This is a genomic window from Streptomyces sp. DvalAA-14 (assembly GCF_900091855.1).
Lineage (GTDB): Bacteria > Actinomycetota > Actinomycetes > Streptomycetales > Streptomycetaceae > Actinacidiphila.
Genome location: NZ_FMCH01000062.1, coordinates 1 through 16,748 on the forward strand (window position 1 = coordinate 1; position 16,748 = coordinate 16,748).

Annotated in this window: 16 protein-coding genes and 1 riboswitch; of the genes, 10 read left to right on the forward strand and 6 right to left on the reverse strand. The window is 70.6% G+C overall.

Annotation, left to right across the window (positions count from 1 at the left end; translation table 11 throughout):
* From GA0115240_RS36590 to def, 5 genes are all read left to right on the forward strand, one after another.
* Positions 1-260 (forward strand): alpha/beta family hydrolase (locus tag GA0115240_RS36590; RefSeq protein WP_346267912.1); only part of this gene is annotated, 260 nt, incomplete at its 5' end.
* Between the two features lie 295 nt (positions 261-555).
* Positions 556-1,221 (forward strand): sigma-70 family RNA polymerase sigma factor, encoded by a 666-nt coding sequence (locus tag GA0115240_RS02820; RefSeq protein WP_176724970.1) that lies wholly within the window; start codon positions 556-558, stop codon positions 1,219-1,221.
* Positions 1,218-1,523, forward strand: coding sequence for a mycothiol system anti-sigma-R factor (rsrA, locus tag GA0115240_RS02825; RefSeq protein ID WP_093735054.1), 306 nt, complete (start codon positions 1,218-1,220; stop codon positions 1,521-1,523). Before GA0115240_RS02820 ends, rsrA begins: the two co-directional genes overlap by 4 nt.
* Before the next feature lie 312 nt (positions 1,524-1,835).
* Positions 1,836-2,840: a tetratricopeptide repeat protein gene (locus tag GA0115240_RS02830; protein WP_093735055.1), complete on the forward strand. Its 1,005-nt coding sequence runs from the start codon at positions 1,836-1,838 to the stop codon at positions 2,838-2,840.
* Positions 2,841-2,954: 114 nt separating this feature from the next.
* Positions 2,955-3,578 (forward strand): peptide deformylase, encoded by a 624-nt coding sequence (gene def, locus GA0115240_RS02835; RefSeq protein WP_093735056.1) that lies wholly within the window; start codon positions 2,955-2,957, stop codon positions 3,576-3,578.
* Positions 3,579-3,638: 60 nt separating this feature from the next.
* Here def and GA0115240_RS02840 read toward each other — a convergent pair whose 3' ends face one another.
* The 3 genes from GA0115240_RS02840 to GA0115240_RS37815 all read right to left on the reverse strand — a co-directional run bounded on the left by GA0115240_RS02840 (position 3,639) and on the right by GA0115240_RS37815 (position 7,671).
* Positions 3,639-4,664 (reverse strand): ribonucleotide-diphosphate reductase subunit beta, encoded by a 1,026-nt coding sequence (locus GA0115240_RS02840; RefSeq protein WP_176724969.1) that lies wholly within the window; start codon positions 4,662-4,664, stop codon positions 3,639-3,641.
* Positions 4,664-7,147 carry a ribonucleoside-diphosphate reductase subunit alpha gene (locus GA0115240_RS02845; RefSeq protein WP_370673263.1) on the reverse strand — a complete coding sequence of 828 codons (2,484 nt, stop codon included), beginning with the start codon at positions 7,145-7,147 and terminating at the stop codon, positions 4,664-4,666. Before GA0115240_RS02845 ends, GA0115240_RS02840 begins: the two co-directional genes overlap by 1 nt.
* Before the next feature lie 189 nt (positions 7,148-7,336).
* A riboswitch (cobalamin riboswitch) is annotated at positions 7,337-7,401 on the reverse strand.
* Between the two features lie 135 nt (positions 7,402-7,536).
* Positions 7,537-7,671, reverse strand: a complete 135-nt coding sequence (locus GA0115240_RS37815) for a hypothetical protein (protein WP_256069508.1) — start codon at positions 7,669-7,671, stop codon at positions 7,537-7,539.
* A gap of 88 nt (positions 7,672-7,759) precedes the next feature.
* Here GA0115240_RS37815 and GA0115240_RS02850 point away from each other — a divergent pair, with 88 nt between their 5' ends.
* On the forward strand, positions 7,760-8,755 hold the full coding sequence (locus GA0115240_RS02850) for a helix-turn-helix domain-containing protein (RefSeq protein WP_093735057.1): 996 nt from the start codon (positions 7,760-7,762) through the stop codon (positions 8,753-8,755).
* A 55-nt stretch (positions 8,756-8,810) separates the two neighbouring features.
* Here the strand turns inward: GA0115240_RS02850 and mctP are convergent, their stop codons facing one another.
* From mctP to GA0115240_RS02865, 3 genes are all read right to left on the reverse strand, one after another.
* Positions 8,811-10,460: a monocarboxylate uptake permease MctP gene (gene mctP, locus GA0115240_RS02855; protein ID WP_093735058.1), complete on the reverse strand. Its 1,650-nt coding sequence runs from the start codon at positions 10,458-10,460 to the stop codon at positions 8,811-8,813.
* Complete coding sequence (locus GA0115240_RS02860) at positions 10,457-10,759, reverse strand: DUF3311 domain-containing protein (RefSeq protein WP_093735059.1); 303 nt, start codon at positions 10,757-10,759, stop codon at positions 10,457-10,459. The genes mctP and GA0115240_RS02860 overlap by 4 nt, the downstream gene beginning before the upstream one ends.
* Positions 10,760-10,867: 108 nt before the next feature.
* Positions 10,868-11,638 carry a GntR family transcriptional regulator gene (locus tag GA0115240_RS02865; RefSeq protein ID WP_093735060.1) on the reverse strand — a complete coding sequence of 257 codons (771 nt, stop codon included), beginning with the start codon at positions 11,636-11,638 and terminating at the stop codon, positions 10,868-10,870.
* Between the two features lie 318 nt (positions 11,639-11,956).
* On the opposite strand from GA0115240_RS02865, the gene GA0115240_RS02870 reads away from it, so the two are divergent.
* The 4 genes from GA0115240_RS02870 to GA0115240_RS02885 all read left to right on the forward strand — a co-directional run bounded on the left by GA0115240_RS02870 (position 11,957) and on the right by GA0115240_RS02885 (position 16,733).
* Positions 11,957-13,258 carry an extracellular solute-binding protein gene (locus GA0115240_RS02870; RefSeq protein WP_093735061.1) on the forward strand — a complete coding sequence of 434 codons (1,302 nt, stop codon included), beginning with the start codon at positions 11,957-11,959 and terminating at the stop codon, positions 13,256-13,258.
* Positions 13,259-13,354: 96 nt separating this feature from the next.
* The gene (locus GA0115240_RS02875) at positions 13,355-14,374 is read left to right on the forward strand and encodes a carbohydrate ABC transporter permease (protein ID WP_093735062.1); all 1,020 of its coding nucleotides are present in this window, start codon (positions 13,355-13,357) and stop codon (positions 14,372-14,374) included.
* Positions 14,371-15,198 (forward strand): carbohydrate ABC transporter permease, encoded by an 828-nt coding sequence (locus GA0115240_RS02880; RefSeq protein WP_093735063.1) that lies wholly within the window; start codon positions 14,371-14,373, stop codon positions 15,196-15,198. Before GA0115240_RS02875 ends, GA0115240_RS02880 begins: the two co-directional genes overlap by 4 nt.
* Complete coding sequence (locus GA0115240_RS02885; RefSeq protein WP_093735064.1) at positions 15,195-16,733, forward strand: glycoside hydrolase family 3 protein; 1,539 nt, start codon at positions 15,195-15,197, stop codon at positions 16,731-16,733. Before GA0115240_RS02880 ends, GA0115240_RS02885 begins: the two co-directional genes overlap by 4 nt.
* The last annotated feature ends 15 nt before the right edge of the window (positions 16,734-16,748 follow it).

Sequence of the window (16,748 nt, forward strand, 5' to 3'; positions counted from 1 at the left end):
CGGGCCGGCCGGAGAAGTCCCGGGTCGCGGAGCTGGGGCTGGCCGCCGCGGCCTGCCCGCTGCTGATCGTCCAGGGCGCGCACGACCCCTTCGGCCGGCCCAACGAATTCCCGCCGCCGCACAACCCCAGCCCCGTCCCCTACGCCGACCACGCTTTCGCGGTGCCCAAGCGCGCCCCGCTCACCCAAGAGGCCGCACTCGGCCAGCTGACCGCGATCGTCAGCCGGTGGCTGGCCGCCCAGGGCCTGGCCACCCCCTGACCCGCGCGCCCGCCGGGCGCGCGGGTATGCCCGGGAATGACGGCCGCGCCCCTCGCGTTATGTGAGCCGACAGGATCGCAGCGGGGCGTTAGGGAGAGGCAGCCGCATGGTTTCAGCCGCATGCAGGCCGAGCGCGCAGGGCACCGCGCAGCCGGGCGTGGCAGTGCCGTACCTGGAGTGGACCCAGTGGTCCAACAAGGACGACGGCAAGGCCGCATCGGGCGTGCCCATCCCCGGTGCAATATCCTCCCAGACGAGCGTGTCCACTTTGGGGCGCGCTGGCGTTTCTGAGGAGGTGGGTCCGGTCACCGGCACCGACGACAGCACGGCGGAAACCGCGGGTGCGTCCGGTCAGGCGGCACGAGAGAGCGAGTCGGAGCGCAGCGAGCGCTTCGAGCGGGACGCTTTGAGCTTCCTCGACCAGATGTACTCGGCCGCGCTGCGGATGACCCGCAATCCGGCCGACGCGGAGGACCTGGTGCAGGAGACGTACGCGAAGGCGTACGCGTCCTTCCACCAGTTCCGCGAGGGCACGAACCTGAAGGCATGGCTCTACCGCATCCTCACCAACAGCTTCATCAACTCCTACCGCAAGAAGCAGCGTGAGCCGCTGCGCAGCGGTTCGGAGGACATCGAGGACTGGCAGCTGGCCCGGGCCGAGTCGCACATGTCGACCGGTCTGCGGTCCGCCGAGTCGCAGGCCCTCGACCACCTGCCCGACTCGGACGTGAAGTCGGCGCTCCAGGCCATCCCCGAGGAGTTCCGGATCGCGGTCTACCTCGCGGATGTCGAGGGCTTTGCCTACAAGGAGATCGCGGACATCATGGGAACGCCGATCGGTACGGTGATGTCCAGGCTGCACCGCGGGCGCCGCCAGCTGCGCGAGCTGCTGGAGGACTACGCCCGGGACCGCGGGCTCGTCCCCGCGGGTGCGGGAGATCAGAAGGGCGCGGATTCATGAGTTGCGGCAACGCACATGAGACGGACTGCTCCGAGGTGCTCGACCACCTCTACGAGTACCTCGACGACGAGATGTCCGAGGACGCCTGCACCAAGTTCAAGGAGCACTTCGAGGAGTGCCACCCCTGCTTGGAGAAGTACGGGCTCGAACAGGCCGTGAAGAAGCTGGTCAAGCGGTGCTGCGGCTCCGACGACGTGCCCAGCGACCTGCGGTCGAAGGTGATGATGCGGATCGAGATGATCCGCTCCGGCGAGGGCTCGCCGGACGCCGAGGCGTTCACCGAAGCGCCGTCCGCCACCTGACCTGTCAGCCGCCGGTCCCCGCATCCACCCTTACGGGTGAGCGAAGGCGCCCTCCCCTGCCCGGGTGGGCGCCCCCGCACCGTCCCACCTGGACATGGTTGGATGCCGGTGGGGATGGCAAGGAGAGCAGGTGGGGACCGCGCGCTCAGCGCCGAGCCGCGGACCGCACGGGGCCGGGCTGAGACCGCGGCCAAAGTATGCAAGGTTGGTGTCGTACGGGGTTGCGCGAAAGGCCGTACGGGGGGCGAGAGCGTGGTGCGGAAAGGCGACGTCCTGGCAGTGATCGGCTGAGCGGGCAGGCGGGAAACGACGTTGAAGATCTTCGGAAGAGTGCGGCACCGGCCGTCGCCCACCTGGCGGCAGGCCACCGACCGGGCGTTCTCGCTGATCGACGACGGCCGCTACGAGGACGCGGGCGCGCTGCTGACCCGGGCCGCGGACCTGGAGCCCTGGCTGTCGGAGTCCTGGTACAACCTGGCGCTGCTGCACAAGTTCCGGCACGACTGGACCCAGGCCCGGATCGCCGGCCTGCGGGCGGTGGCGCTGCTGGACCGCCCGGCCGGCGCCCCGGACTGGTGGAATCTCGGCATCGCCGCCACCGCGTTGCAGGACTGGCCGCTGGCCCGCCGCTCCTGGCAGGCGTACGGGCTGCGGATGCCGGCCGGCACCGCGGTGCACACCGGCGAGGAGTCGGTCCGGATGCCGCTGGGCAGCGCCGCCGTGCGGCTGTCGCCCGAGGGTGAGGCCGAGGTGGTCTGGGGCCGCAGGCTCGACCCGGCCCGGGTCGAGGTGCTGTCGATTCCGCTGCCGTCCTCCGGCCGCCGCTGGGGCGAGGTCGTCCTGCACGACGGCGTGCCGCACGGCGAGCGGGCCACCGACGCGGGCGCGGGCGGCGCGGTCTACCCCGTCTTCGACGAGATCGAGCTGTGGGCGCCCTCCCCGGTGCCGACCTGGCTGGTCCTGCTGGAGGCCGCCAGCGAGGCCGACCGCAACGCGCTGGAACGGCTGGCGGCCGAGGCCGGATACGCCGCCGAGGACTGGTCCTCGTCGGTGCGGCTGCTGTGCCGCACCTGCTCGGAGAGCCGGATGCCCACCGACGACGGCTCGGCCAGCACCCGCGACCCCCACGACCAGGGCGAGCCCGGCCATCCGGGCCATTTGAGCCATCTGACGCCCGGCAGCGAGGACGTGCCCTGGTCGCCGGAGCGCGAGTGCGGCATCGCCGCGCCGGCCCCGCTGGTGCACGGCCTGCTCGACGGCTGGGTCGCCGACAGCCCGGACACCCGGGACTGGCGGGACCTCGAAGAGGTCTGCTGACGGGATTCCGGGGCCGGGTGCGGCCGCCGGCGCCGGCGTTCGCGCGTCGCCCTCTTGCCGCGCCCCGTACCCTGGGAAGGATCGTTCACGGTTCCCGGAAGGCGTACGGCGGAGATGTCCCAGCAGCAGACTGAGCACGACATGGAGTTCCTCGACGACGTCACGAACGCCGAGGCGCGCGAGCAGGCGCACCGCGAGCGCGGGACGGTGCGCCCGATCACCGTGGTCGGCAACCCGGTGCTGCACCGCGAGTGCGCGGACGTGACCGCCTTCGACGACGAGCTGGCCGCGCTGATCGACGACATGTTCGCCTCGCAGCGGGCCGCCGAGGGCGTGGGCCTGGCCGCCAATCAGATCGGCGTCGGCCTGAAGGTGTTCGTCTACGACTGCCCCGACGACGACAACCAGCGGCACGTCGGCGCGATCTGCAACCCCGTGGTGGAGGAACTGCCCGCCGACCAGCGGCACCTGGACGACTCCAACGAGGGCTGCCTGTCGGTGCCGGGCGCCTATATGGAGCTGGCGCGCCCCGACTACGCGGTGGTGCGCGGCCAGGACCCGCAGGGCAATCCGGTCCGGGTGCACGGCCGCGGCTACTTCGCCCGCTGCCTCCAGCACGAGACCGACCACCTCTACGGGCGCCTGTACATCGACCGGCTGTCCAAGCGCGAACGCAAGGACGTCATGCAGCAGATGGCCGAGGCGACCCCGAAGTTCGAGACGGTCCCGAACGACTGAGCGGGCTCGGCCGTCCGGGACCTGCCGCGGGTCCTTCCCGGCCACGCCGGCCGGCGCGGCCTAGAAGTCCTCGTCGAGGGCCACCGAGCCCTCGACGGCGACCTGGTAGGCGGACGGGCGCCGCTCGAAGAAGTTCGTCAGCTCCTGGACCCCTTGCAACTCCATGAAGGAGAAGGGGTTCTGGGAGCCGTACACCGGTGCGAAGCCCAACCGGACCAGCCGCTGGTCGGCGACGCACTCCAGGTACGCGCGCATCGACTCGGTGTTCATCCCCGGCAGCCCGTCGCCGCACAGGTCCCGGCCGAACTGCAGTTCCGCCGCGACGGCTTCCCGCAGCATGTCGGTGACCTGCTGCCGCAACTCCTCGTCGAAGAGGTCCGGTTCCTCCTTGCGCACGGTGTCCACCACGTCGAAGGCGAAGCTCATGTGCATCGTCTCGTCACGGAACACCCAGTTGGTGCCGGTGGCCAGGCCGTGCAGCAGCCCCCGGGAGCGGAACCAGTAGACGTAGGCGAAGGCGCCGTAGAAGAACAGGCCCTCGATGCAGGCCGCGAAGCAGATCAGGTTGAGCAGGAAGCGGCGGCGGTCGGCGCGGGACTCGAGCCGGCCGATGTTCTCCACCGAGTCCATCCAGCGGAAGCAGAACTGCGCCTTCTCCCGGATGGACGGGATGCTCTCGACCGCGGCGAACGCCGCGTTGCGGTCCTCCGGATCGGGCAGATAGGTGTCCAGCAGCGTCAGGTAGAACTGGACGTGCACGGCCTCCTCGAACAGCTGGCGCGACAAGTACAGGCGCGCCTCCGGGGAGTTGATGTGCTTGTAGAGGGTGAGCACCAGGTTGTTGGACACGATCGAGTCGCCGGTGGCGAAGAAGGCCACCAGCCGGCCGATCAAGTGCTGCTCGGCGGCGGTGAGTTTGGCCAGGTCGGTGACGTCGGAGTGGAGGTCGACCTCCTCCACCGTCCAGGTGTTCTTGATGGCGTCGCGGTAGCGCTCGTAGAAGTCGGGGTAGCGCATCGGACGCAGGGTCAGTTCGAAGCCCGGGTCGAGCAGGTTCTTCCGAGGGGACGGGGTGGTGCTGGTCATTACTGGCAGGCCTCGCAGGACTCGGGGTTTTCCAGGGAGCAGGCGATCGCGTCGGCGTCGGCGGCCACCGGGACCGCGACGGGGACACCGGCGGGGACATCGGCCGGCTCGGCGGCCCGGGCCGCGCGGGCGATCCGGGTCGCGGGCCGGGACCGCAGGTAGTACGTGGTCTTCAGGCCCTGCTTCCAGGCGTACGCGTACATCGAGCTGAGCTTGCCGATGGTCGGCGTCTCCAGGAACAGGTTCAGCGACTGGCTCTGGTCGAGGAACGGGGTACGGGCCGCGGCCATGTCGATCAGGCCGCGCTGCGGGATCTCCCACGCGGTGCGGTACAGCGTCCGCACCTCGGCCGGGATCCAACTGAAGCCCTGCACCGAGCCGTTGGCCTCCCGCAGCGCCTCGCGGGACTGCGCGTCCCACACTCCGAGCCGCTTGAGCTCGGCCACCAGGTAGGAGTTGACCTGGAGGAACTCGCCCGACAGGGTCTCGCGCTTGAAGAGGTTGGAGACCTGCGGCTCGATGCACTCGTACGCGCCCGCGATGGACGCGATGGTGGCGGTCGGCGCGATGGCCAGCAGCAGTGCGTTGCGCATCCCGGTGGCGGCCACCCGCGCGCGCAGCGCGGCCCACCGCTCGGGCCAGTGCAGCTCGACGGCGAAGTGGTCGGGGTGCAGCACCCCTTGCGCGGTACGGGTCCGGTCCCAGGCCGGCAGCGGGCCGCTGCGCTCGGCGAGGTCGCAGGACGCCTCGTAGGCGGCGAGCATCACCCGCTCGGCGATCTTCGTGGACAGCGCCCTGGCCTCGGCGGAGTCGAACGGCAGCCGCAGCTTGAAGAACACGTCCTGCAGGCCCATCACGCCCAGGCCCACCGGGCGCCACTTGGCGTTGGAACGGCCCGCCTCCTCGGTGGGGTAGAAGTTGATGTCCACCACCCGGTCGAGGAAGGTGACCGCGGTGCGGACGGTCGCGTCCAGCCGCTGCCAGTCCATGCCGCCCTCGATGCCGCTGTCCGGGGCGCTCGGCGTGACGAACGCGCCCAGGTTGACCGAGCCGAGGTTGCACACGGCGGTCTCGGTGTCGTCGGTGACTTCGAGGATCTCGGTGCACAGATTGGAGGAGTGCACGGTGTGGCCGGGCAGCGCCGTCTGGTTGGCGGTGCGGTTGGCGGCGTCCTTGAAGGTCATCCAGCCCTGGCCGGTCTGCGCGAGGGTACGCATCATCCGGCCGTACAACTCCCGGGCCGGCAGGGTGCGCAGCGCCAGGCCCGCCGCCTCCGCCCGGTGGTAGGCGGCGTCGAAGTCCGCGCCCCACAGGTCCACCAGTTCCGGCACGTCGGCCGGCGAGAACAGCGACCAGTCGGCGTCGGCGTCGACCCGCCGCATGAACTCGTCCGGCACCCAGTGGGCCAGATTGAGGTTGTGGGTGCGGCGGGCGTCCTCACCGGTGTTGTCCCGCAGCTCCAGGAACTCCTCGATGTCGGCGTGCCAGGTCTCCAGGTAGACCGCGGCCGCGCCCTTGCGCCGGCCGCCCTGGTTGACCGCGGCCACCGAGGCGTCGAGCGTCTTCAGGAACGGCACGATGCCGTTGGAGTGCCCGTTGGTGCCGCGGATCAGCGAACCGCGGGCGCGCACCCGGGAGTAGGGCAGACCGATGCCGCCGGCGTGCTTGGACAGCCGCGCCACCTGGTGGTAGCGGTCGTAGATCGAGTCCAGCTCGTCCAGCGGGGAGTCCAGCAGGTAGCAGGAGGACATCTGCGGGTGCCGGGTGCCGGAGTTGAACAGGGTGGGGGAGCTCGGCAGGTAGTCCAGGGCGCTCATCAGCCGGTACAGCGCGGCCACTTCGTCCAGCGCGGCGACACTGTCGTTCTCGGCGAGACCGGCGGCCACCCGCAGCATGAAGTGCTGCGGGGTCTCGATCACCTGCCGGGTGATGGGGTGCCGCAGCAGATAGCGGCTGTGCAGGGTCCGCAGCCCGAAGTAGCCGAAGCGGTCGTCGGCGCCGTCGGCGACGGCCCGCTCGACCAGCGCGTCCAGCCGGGCCGCGTGCCGGGTCACGAACCCGGCGGTGCGGTCCGCGATCAGTCCCTCGCGGTGGCCGACCGCGACGGACGCGGAGAAGGACACCGCGCCCTGGCCGGCCGCCTCGTCGGCGATGGTGCGGGTCAGCAGGCGGGCGGCCAGCCGGGAGTAGGCGGGATCGTCCGAAATCAGGCCGGCCGCGGCCTCGGTGGCCAGCGAGCGGAGTTCGGCGGCGTCGGAGGCGGCGTTGCGCCCGCGCAGCGCGGCGGCGGCGACCCGCCCGGCGTCGGTGTCGGGGAGGTCCGCGGTGAGCGCCACCAGGTGCCGCAGCAGGACGGAACCGGGGTCGGTGCCGCTGTCGGTGCCGCCGGCGGTGGCGGACCCGGGCCCGTCGTCCGGCTGCGGCCCCCCGGGCCGCGGGAGGCCGACGCCGACTGCTGCTGGGTGGGCGGGCGCGATGGTCACGGTGATGCTCTCTCCTCGAACACGGCGGCGGCCGTACGGGGAGGGAGCGGGGGCGGTCGGTGGCGCGTGTCCCCTGGCGGGGCCACGCGGGCATGCCGTACCGCGTCCGCCGGCCCAACCCGCGAGGCCCGGACGAGCGCTTGCCCGCGGTCGACGCGGGACGAGCGCGCTGCGGGCAGGCGATCGGGCTGTGCGGGCGCGCCGGGGCGCGCCCGCTCACCGTTGCGGGGCAGCGCCGGATTCGCACCGGCTTCCCCTGCGGGCAGCGGGGTTGAGCATACATGTTGTGCCGGTGGAACTTCGCGGGTCCACATGTTGTGTCGGGCTGCTCGGTTGCCCGGGTGGATTCCGCTGCCCTCAATCGCCGGGCGGGCTCGATTTCGCGGGCGTCAGGTGGAGGACTCGGTGCGGGCGGCGCGGATCTGGCGGGTGATCTTCGCCTCCCGGCGCAGGGCGAGGGCCGGCACGAAGGTGAGGACGAGGAGGAGGAAGGCGAGGGTGGCGATGTCCAGGAGAATGGTCATGAGTGAAGTCTGCTGAAGGTGATGACCGCCGAACAGTGGCAGGACTGTCGTACTACCGCAACATCCTGCCAAGTGGCATGCTCGGTTCATGCTGAAAAACGTCGCCGCCGTCGTTCTGGAGGGTGTGCACCCGTTCGAACTCGGCGTGGTCTGCGAGGTGTTCGGACTGGACCGGAGCGAAGACGGGCTGCCGGTCTACGACTTCGCGGTGGTGTCGGCCGAGGGCCCGCTGCTGGGGACGCACGCCGGCTTCGGGGTGGTCGCGTCGGGTGATCCGGACCGGCTGGAGGAGGCGGACCTGATCACGGTGCCGGCCGGGGACGGCTTCTCGGACCGGGAGTTCCCGCCGGAGGTGCTGAAGGCGCTGAACCGGGCGGTGGAGCGGGGCGCGATGGTGCTCAGCGTGTGCTCCGGGGTGTTCATGCTGGGGGCGGCCGGGCTGCTGGACGGGCGGCGCTGCGCGGGGCACTGGCGGCACACCGAGCTGCTGACGCGGCGCTTTCCGCTGGCCCGGGTGGAGCCGGATGTGCTGTACGTCGACGACGCCGGGGTGATCACCTCGGCCGGCACGGCGTCCGGGATCGACGCGTGCCTGCATCTGGTCCGCCGGGAGCAGGGCACCGCGGTCGCCAACGGCATCGCCCGGCGGATGGTGGTGCCGCCGCACCGGGAGGGCGGGCAGGCGCAGTTTGTGGCCCGGCCGCTGCCGCGGGCCACCAGCGACACGGTGACCGGGGTGCTGTCCTGGATGGAGCGGCACCTGGACCGCGAGCTGACCGTGGAGGAGCTGGCCGCCCGCGCGCACATGTCCCCGCGCACCTTCGCCCGCCGCTTCCTGCAGGAGACCGGCACCACGCCGTACCGCTGGCTGCTCGGGCAACGAGTGCTGCTGGCACGGGAGTTGTTGGAGGGGACCGAACAGACCGTGGATGCGATCGCGGTGCGGGCCGGCTTCGGCAACGCGGCGACGATGCGGCACCACTTCGCCCGCTGGACCGGCACCACCCCGCAGGCGTACCGCCGTACCTTCCGCGACCCGGGACGTGGGGCGACGGCGCCCCCGGTGCTGGCCGGGGGCGCCTGACGGCGGGGAGTCGGACGGCGGGGAGCCGGACGGCCGCCGGGTCGCGGAAGCGCGGTTACGCGCCGGCCGGTTCGGGCAGCCCGGGCGTCACCCCCGGCTCGGTCGGGTCGGCGGCCGGTGCCGGCTCGGCCAGGTAGTCGCCGCGCGCGGTCTCGTCGAGCCCCTCGGGCGCCTTGGCGGCCCGGAGCACCAAGGTGAGCACCACGGCGAGCCCGAGATTGAGCACGAAGGCGGTCAGCCCGATGTAGCCGAGCCGGCCGATGCCCGGGATGTTCGCCGAGTTGCCGCCGAAGTGCGCCTGGGTCGGGCTGGCCTGCTGGTACGCCTTCCAGGTGCCGTAGGCCATGCCGGCCGCCCAGCCCGCCAGCAGGGCCCAGCGGTGGAACCAGCGGGTGAACAGCCCGCCCACCACGGCCGGCACCGTCTGCAGGATCCAGATGCCGCCCAGCAGCTGGAAGTTGATCGCGACCGTCTTGTCCATGGTCAGGACGAAGACCAGGGCGCCGATCTTCACCACCAGCGACACCAGCTTGGAGACCTTGGTCTCCTGCGCCGCGGTGGCGTCGGGCTTGAACAGGTCCTTGTAGATGTTGCGGGTGAAGAGGTTGGCCGCCGCGATGGACATGATGGCGGCCGGCACCAGCGCCCCGATGGCGATCGCGGCGAAGGCCACCCCGGCGAACCAGGACGGGAACATGTTCTCGAACAGCTGGGGGATGGCCAGTTGGGCGTTGTAGCCCTTGATCCCCTTTCCGACGCCGTCCGCGATCGCCATGAAGCCCAGCAGCGCCAGCAGGCCGAGCATCAGCGAGTACAGCGGCAGGATCGTGGTGTTGCGGCGGATGGTGTTGCGGCTCTTGCCCGACAGCACCGCGGTCACCGAGTGCGGGTACAGGAACAGCGCCATTGCCGAGCCCAACGCGAGCGTGGCGTACGCCCATTGGGCCTGCGGAGCGCTCACCAGCGAGCCGCGCGGCTTGCCGGTGGCCGGGTTGGTCACCTTGTAGGCGGCGTCCGCCTTGTTGAAGATGTGGCCGAATCCGCCGAGCTTGTACGGGATGTAGATGATCGCCACCGCGATGACGATGTAGATCAGCGCGTCCTTGACGAAGGCGATCAGCGCCGGGGCGCGCAGCCCCGAGGAGTAGGTGAAGGCGGCCAGTACCCCGAAGGCGACCAGCAGCGGCAGGTCCTTGACGAACCAGTTGGTGGAGTCGCCGCCGCCCACCCCCATCACGTCCAGCACCGCCTGGATGCCGACCAGTTGCAGGGCGATGTACGGCATGGTGGCGATGATGCCGGTCAGCGCCATCGCCACCGACAGGCTCTTGGAGCCGAACCGTCCGCGGATGAAGTCCGAGGAGGTCACGTAGCCGTGCTTGTGCGACACCGACCACAGCCGCGGCAGGAACAGGAAGACCAGCGGGTAGGTGATGATCGTGTACGGCACCGCGAAGAAGCCGGCCGCGCCCGCCCCGTAGATCGCGGCCGGTACGGCGACGAAGGTGTACGCGGTGTAGAGGTCGCCGCCCAGCAGGAACCAGGTGACCCAGGTGCCGAAACTCCGGCCGCCCAGGCCCCATTCGTCCAGGTGCAGGGCGTTCTCGGCGCGTCGCCAGCGGGCGGCCAGGAAGCCCAGCACCGTGACGGCCAGGAAGAAGAAGACGCACACGCCCAGCGCGACGCCGTTGACTCCGTTCTTCACCGGACCTCACCCCCCTTGCGGGCCCGCTCCTCGCGCCTGACCAGGACGTAGGCCGCGAAGGTCAGTGCGGCGGTCAGCGGCACCCACAGCATCTGGTACCAGTAGAAGAACGGGATGCCGATGAAGCGGGGCGTCAGGCGCGCGTAGGAGTTGACCCAGAGCAGGGCGACGAACGGGACGACCAGGCAGAGCCCGACGAGCACCCGTGCGGCGGTGACGATCGGCGGCCGGCCCGGTGGGTGCGGCGGGTCGGGCGGGTTCGGTGGGGTGGCGGACAACTGATCCGGCTGATCGGGCATACGTGCGGCTCCCGTCCCCTAGAGCAACGACTGTGACTGCCGGGAATCTAGGGGAGGGGAGTGGCGTACGTCACCAGGTGTGCAGCCATCTCACCCAACCGGGCGGGTTCAGTCGGTGGGCCGGTTCAGCCTCGCCACGAACTTGTAGCGGTCGCCGCGGTACACCGACCGCACCCACTCCACCGGTTCGCCCGTGGTGTCGATCGAGTGCCGGGACAGCATCAGCATCGGCAGCCCCACATCGGTGCCGAGCAGGCCCGCCTCGCGCGGTGTGGCCAGCGAGGTCTCGATGGTCTCCTCGGCCTCGGCCAGCCGTACGTCGTAGACCTCGGCCAACGCGGTGTAGAGCGAGGTGTACTTGGCCAGGCTCCGGCGCAGCGCCGGGAAGCGCTTGGCGGACAGATGGGTGGTCTCGATCGCCATCGGCTCGCTGTTGGCCAGCCGAAGTCGTTCGATGCGCAGCACCCGGCCGCCGGCCTTCATGTCCAGCAGTTCGGCGAGCCGGTCGTCGGCGGTGATGTAGCCGATGTCCAGCAGCTGGGAGGTGGGTTCGAGGCCCTGGGCGCGCATGTCCTCGGTGTAGGAGGTCAGTTGGAGCGCCTGCGAGACCTTGGGCTTGGCCACGAAGGTGCCTTTGCCCTGGATGCGTTCGAGGCGGCCTTCGACCACCAGCTCCTGCAGGGCCTGCCGGACGGTGGTGCGCGAGGTGTCGAACTCGGTCGCCAGAGTCCGTTCGGGCGGAACGGGGGTGCCGGGCGGCATTGTCTGGGTAATGTCCAGCAGGTGGCGCTTGAGGCGGTAGTACTTCGGCACCCGGGCGGTCCGGCCCGCGGTGGTGGCCGCGGTGGCCTCCGTCGGCGTGCCGGCGTCGCTGTCCATGCCGTGTACTCCCGACTGCTGTTGTGCTGCCGTCACCGGCTTCCTCCGTTAATAGCGGCTCACATCGTGGCACGGCTGTTCCTGGCCAAGGGAGGCGGTGGGTGGCTGATCCCCGTCAGGTGTCGGTCCGATAACAGACCCGACGGGTGCTCTTATACACCCTTGACACCCCCAAAGGTCTAGGCCAAGCTCCCGGTACTGGTCTAAACCATTAAGGACCAACCCAGACCCACGAGCAGGGCGCGGCTGCAACGTATCGCGCGGCAGTCGACATGTCGGGCGATGGGGGGAGTTTCGGGCATCCTTGAGGAGGGTGGCATGAGGCGCAAGCTCATCGCGTCGATCGGTGTCGCGGCAGTGCTGGTCGGAGTCGCGGCCTGTGGCAGCAACAGCGACGACAAGAAGGACGACGCCGGCAAGAGCAGTTCGTCCGGGCCGGCCGATTTCAGCGGCAAGACGCTCAACGTGTGGCTGATGAGCGGGTCCAACCCGCCCGGCTGGACGAAGGACATCACCGCGGCGTTCCAGCAGCAGTACGCGGGCGCCAAGCTGAAGATCACCGTTCAGCAGTGGGACGGCATCCAGCAGAAGCTCACCACCGCCCTGTCGGAGAGCACCCCGCCGGACGTGCTGGAGGTCGGCAACACGCAGACCCCCTACTACGCGGCCACCGGCGGTCTGAAGGACCTCACCAGCGCCAAGGCCGACATCGGCGGCAACGACTGGGTGCCGTCGCTCAACGGCTCCGCGGTCTACAACGGCAAGCAGTTCGCCGCCCCCTGGTACTTCGCCAGCCGCGTCGTGGTCTACAACAAGAAGATCTGGACCGCGGCCGGCATCACCACGCCGCCCAAGACCCAGGACGAGCTGTTCAGCGACCTGGACAAGATCAAGGCCAAGGGCACCAAGGACGCCTTCTACCTGCCCGGCCAGGACTGGTACGGCTTCGACGGCTTCCTGCTCGACGCGGGCGCCGACCTGGTCAAGAAGGACGGCGACAAGTACACCGCCAACCTCGACACCCCGCAGGCCGCCGAGGCGATCGGCCTCTACAAGAAGATCAACTCCTACGGCACCGCGCCCAAGGACAAGGACGAGGCCACCCCGCAGCAGTCCGACGTGTTCGCCAAGGGCGACGTCGGCGCGTTCCTCGGCCTCGGCTGGGAGGCGGCCGGCGCCATCGCCAAGAACCCGGCGCTGAAGGACCAGATCGGCTACTTCGCCTTCCCGGGCAAGACGGCGGACAAGACCGCCAGCGTCTTCGTCGGCGGCTCCAACCTGGCGATCTCGCAGGGCAGCAAGAACCCCGAACTGGCCCAGGACTTCCTGAAGCTGGCCATGTCCGACCAGTTCGAAGGCGAACTGGCCAAGGAGGGCGGCGTCGTCCCGAACAAGGCGTCGCTGGACTCCAACCTGACCGGCAACGAGTTCGGCACCGTCTCGGCGGCCGCCGCGGCCAACGGCGGTACCACCCCGCTGATCCCGGCCTGGGGCAACGTCGAGAACGCGCCCAACCCGATCACCACCCTCTTCATGACCGGTGTGCTCCAGGGCCAGTCCCCGAGCGCCGCCGCCAAGAAGGCGGACACCGAGATCGACAAGCGCCTCAGCGCTCAGTAGTCGCACCCCAGCGGGCCCGCCCGCCCACCGCCGCGCGCGGTGGGCGGGCGGGCCCGGCACAGCGTTTCGCAGCGGACGGCACGAGGAAGAGGAAGCATGGCCGCGCAGTACAGAGGGACGCAGACCCGGGCTCCCGACGAGAAGACCGGGACGCCCAGACCCGACTCCCTGGCCTACGACGGCACCCCGCCGGCCGGCCGCGGCGCGGCGCGGCGCACCGGCGGCCTGTTCGTCTCCCGCTCGGCGCCGTACCTGCTGATCCTGCCCGCGCTGGTGGCCACCGCACTGCTGCTCGGCTACCCGCTGGTGCGGAACGTGATCATCTCGTTCCAGACCCTCGACGCCTTCCAGCTGATCCAGCACACCACCCAGTGGAACGGCTTCGGCAACTACACCGACCAGCTCAGCAGCGCGGAGTTCTGGCACACCACCGAGCGCTCGGTGTTCTTCACCCTCGCCAACGTCGCACTGATCATCGTCTTCGGCACCCTGGTCGGCCTGCTGCTCAACCGGCTTGCCAAGGGGATGCGGCTGACGCTGTCGATCGGACTGGTACTGGCCTGGGCGATGCCCACCGTGGCCGGCACCACCGTCTACCAGTGGCTGTTCGACACCCGCTACGGCGTCGTCAACTGGAGCCTGGACAAGGCCGGCTGGCACTCGATGGCCGGCTACAACTGGTTCGGCGGGCAGTTCTCCACCTTCTCGGTCATCACGCTGATGATCGTCTGGCAGTCCGTGCCGTTCGTGGCCCTGAACCTCTACGCCGGACTGACCACCATATCCGCCGAGATATTCGAGGCGGCCCGGATGGACGGCGCCGGCGCCTGGCGGACCTTCTCCCAGGTGCTCTTCCCGATCCTGCGGCCGTTCTTCCTGAGCACCGTGTTCCTGGAGATCATCTGGGTGTTCAAGGCCTTCACCCAGGTCTACGCGCTCAACGCCGGCGGCCCGGCCGGCCTGACCGAGACGCTGCCGGTCTACGCCTTCGTGGAAGGCGTCGGAAACCAGCACTACGGCACCGGCGCGGCGATCTCGGTGCTGACCATCCTCATTCTGCTGGCGCTGATGTCCTATTACTTCCGCATCATCCTGAAGCAGGAGGACGACCTGTGAGGCGCTCACCCTTCGCGCGGCTGTGGCCCAACGTCGTGGCGATCATCCTCTTCGTCTTCTTCGTCTTCCCCGTCTACTGGATGCTGACCACGGCCTTCAAGCCGGACCTGGACATCATCTCCACCACGCCGGTCTTCATCCCCCTGCACGGCACCCTGACGCACTTCGACAAGGCCGTGCACGCGGCCGGCTTCTGGACCCTGGTACGCAACAGCTTCACCGTCACCGTGGGCTCGGTGCTGCTCTCGCTGCTGGTCGCGCTCGCCGCCGCGTTCGCGGTGGCCCGGATGCGCTTTCGCGGCCGCAAGGCCTTCATCCTGGTCGTGATGATGGCGCAGATGGCGCCCTGGGAGGTCATGACGATCTCCGTCTACATGATCGTCCGGGACCAGGACATGCTCAACAGCCTGCTGCCGCTGACCTTCTTCTACATGATGATGGTGCTGCCCTTCACCATCTGGACGCTGCGCGGGTTCATCGCCGCGGTGCCCAAGGAACTGGAGGAGTCCGCCCTGATGGACGGCTGCACCCGGTTCCAGGCGTTCGTCCGCGTGGTGCTGCCGCTGCTGGCCCCCGGCCTGATGGCGACCTCGCTGTTCGGCTTCATCACCGCGTGGAACGAGTTCCCGCTGGTGCTGATCCTCAACAAGGAGAGCGCGCAGACGCTGCCGCTGTGGCTCACCCAGTTCCAGACCAACTTCGGCGACGACTGGGGCGCTACCATGGCCGCCTCCACTGTGTTCACGCTGCCGGTAGTGATCGTCTTCCTGGTCCTCCAGCGCAGGGCCGTCGCCGGTCTCACGGCCGGGGCGGTGAAGGGATGACGATTATTTCCGCCGACACCACCGCGGACACCCTGACGCGCGACGCGCTCACCGTCCTGCAGCCCGGCTTCCGCGGCACCAGTGCGCCCGAGTGGGTGCTGCGACAGCTCACCGAAGGACTCGGCGCGGTCGCGGTGTTCTCCCGGAACATCGAGTCCGCCGAGCAGCTGGCCGCGCTCACCGCCCAGTTGCGGGCGGTGCGGCCGGATGTGCTGATCGCCGCCGACGAGGAGGGCGGCGACGTCACCCGGCTGGAGTCCCGCGGCGGCTCGTCCTTCCCCGGCAACCTCGCGCTCGGCGCGGTCGACGACGTCAAGCTGACCCGCGCGGTCGCCGCCGAACTCGGCCGCCGGCTCGCCCTGGCGGGCGTCAACCTCGACTGGGCGCCGTCCGCCGACGTCAACTCCGACCCGGGCAACCCGGTCATCGGCGTGCGGTCCTTCGGCGCCGACCCGGAGCTGGTGGCCCGCAACACCGCGGCCTACGTGGAAGGGCTGCAGTCGGCCGGCGTGGCCGCCTGCGTCAAGCACTTCCCGGGCCACGGCGACACCGCCATCGACTCGCACCACGCGATGCCGCGCATCGACGTGGACCCCGACACGCTGCGCGCCCGGGAGCTCGTGCCGTTCCGGGCCGCGCTGGCGGCCGGCAGCAAGGCGGTGATGAGCGCCCACATCCTGGTGCCGTCCCTCGACCCCGAACTGCCCGCCACGCTCAGCCCGACCGTACTCACCGGACTGCTGCGGGCGCCGCAGTCCGAAGGCGGCCTCGGCTACGACGGGCTGATCGTCACCGACGGCATCGAGATGCAGGCGATCGCGGCCACCTACGGCATCGAGCGCGGCACCGTGATGGCGCTGGCGGCCGGCGCCGACGCGATCTGCGTGGGCGGCGGGCTGTCCGACGAACAGACCGTGCTGTCCTTGCGGGACGCGATCGTGGCGGCCGTCCGGGACGGCTCGCTGCCCGCCGAGCGGCTGGCCGACGCCGCCGAGCGGGTGCGCGGGCTGGCCGCCTGGGCGGCGGAACGGGCCCGGGCCGGCGCCGCGGAGGCGATCGCCCCGGGACCCGAGGTGGGCCTGGAGGCCGCCCGCCGCGCGCTGCGGATCACCCGGGCCGACGGCTTCGTCCCGCTCGACGAGGCGCCTTTCGTGGCCGCCCTCACCCCGGTGGCCAATATCGCGGTCGGCGACGTCACCCCGTGGGGTGTGGCCGCCGAGCTGGCGCGGCTGCTGCCCGGCACCGAGACGGCCACCTACCGGGCGGCCGACGCGGAGGGCGACCCGGCCGGCGTGGCCGGCCGTGTGCTGGCCGCGGCCGGCACCCGGCGGCTGGTCGCGGTGGTCCGCGACGCCCACCGGCACGCCTGGATGTCCGACACACTGGCGGCCCTGGTGGCCGCCCGCCCCGACCTGATCGTGGTCGAAATGGGCGTCCCCCAGGCCGCCCCCGTCGGCGCCCTCCACATCGCCACCCACGGCGCGGCCCGCGTCTGCGGCGAGGCCGCCGCCGAGGCCATCATCACCCGCCCCTAGGCCGTGTCGTGACAA

Excerpts from the sequence above, each read along its gene's own strand:
- rsrA (WP_093735054.1), top strand. The coding sequence starts at position 1,218 with ATGAGTTGCGGCAACGCACATGAGACGGACTGCTCCGAGGTGCTCGAC.
- GA0115240_RS02870 (WP_093735061.1), top strand. The coding sequence starts at position 11,957 with ATGAGGCGCAAGCTCATCGCGTCGATCGGTGTCGCGGCAGTGCTGGTC.
- GA0115240_RS02840 (WP_176724969.1), bottom strand. The coding sequence starts at position 4,664 with ATGACCAGCACCACCCCGTCCCCTCGGAAGAACCTGCTCGACCCGGGC.
- GA0115240_RS02860 (WP_093735059.1), bottom strand. The coding sequence starts at position 10,759 with ATGCCCGATCAGCCGGATCAGTTGTCCGCCACCCCACCGAACCCGCCC.
- GA0115240_RS37815 (WP_256069508.1), bottom strand. The coding sequence starts at position 7,671 with ATGACCATTCTCCTGGACATCGCCACCCTCGCCTTCCTCCTCCTCGTC.
- GA0115240_RS02875 (WP_093735062.1), top strand. The coding sequence starts at position 13,355 with ATGGCCGCGCAGTACAGAGGGACGCAGACCCGGGCTCCCGACGAGAAG.
- GA0115240_RS02885 (WP_093735064.1), top strand. The coding sequence starts at position 15,195 with ATGACGATTATTTCCGCCGACACCACCGCGGACACCCTGACGCGCGAC.
- GA0115240_RS02865 (WP_093735060.1), bottom strand. The coding sequence starts at position 11,638 with ATGGACAGCGACGCCGGCACGCCGACGGAGGCCACCGCGGCCACCACC.
- GA0115240_RS02850 (WP_093735057.1), top strand. The coding sequence starts at position 7,760 with ATGCTGAAAAACGTCGCCGCCGTCGTTCTGGAGGGTGTGCACCCGTTC.
- def (WP_093735056.1), top strand. The coding sequence starts at position 2,955 with ATGTCCCAGCAGCAGACTGAGCACGACATGGAGTTCCTCGACGACGTC.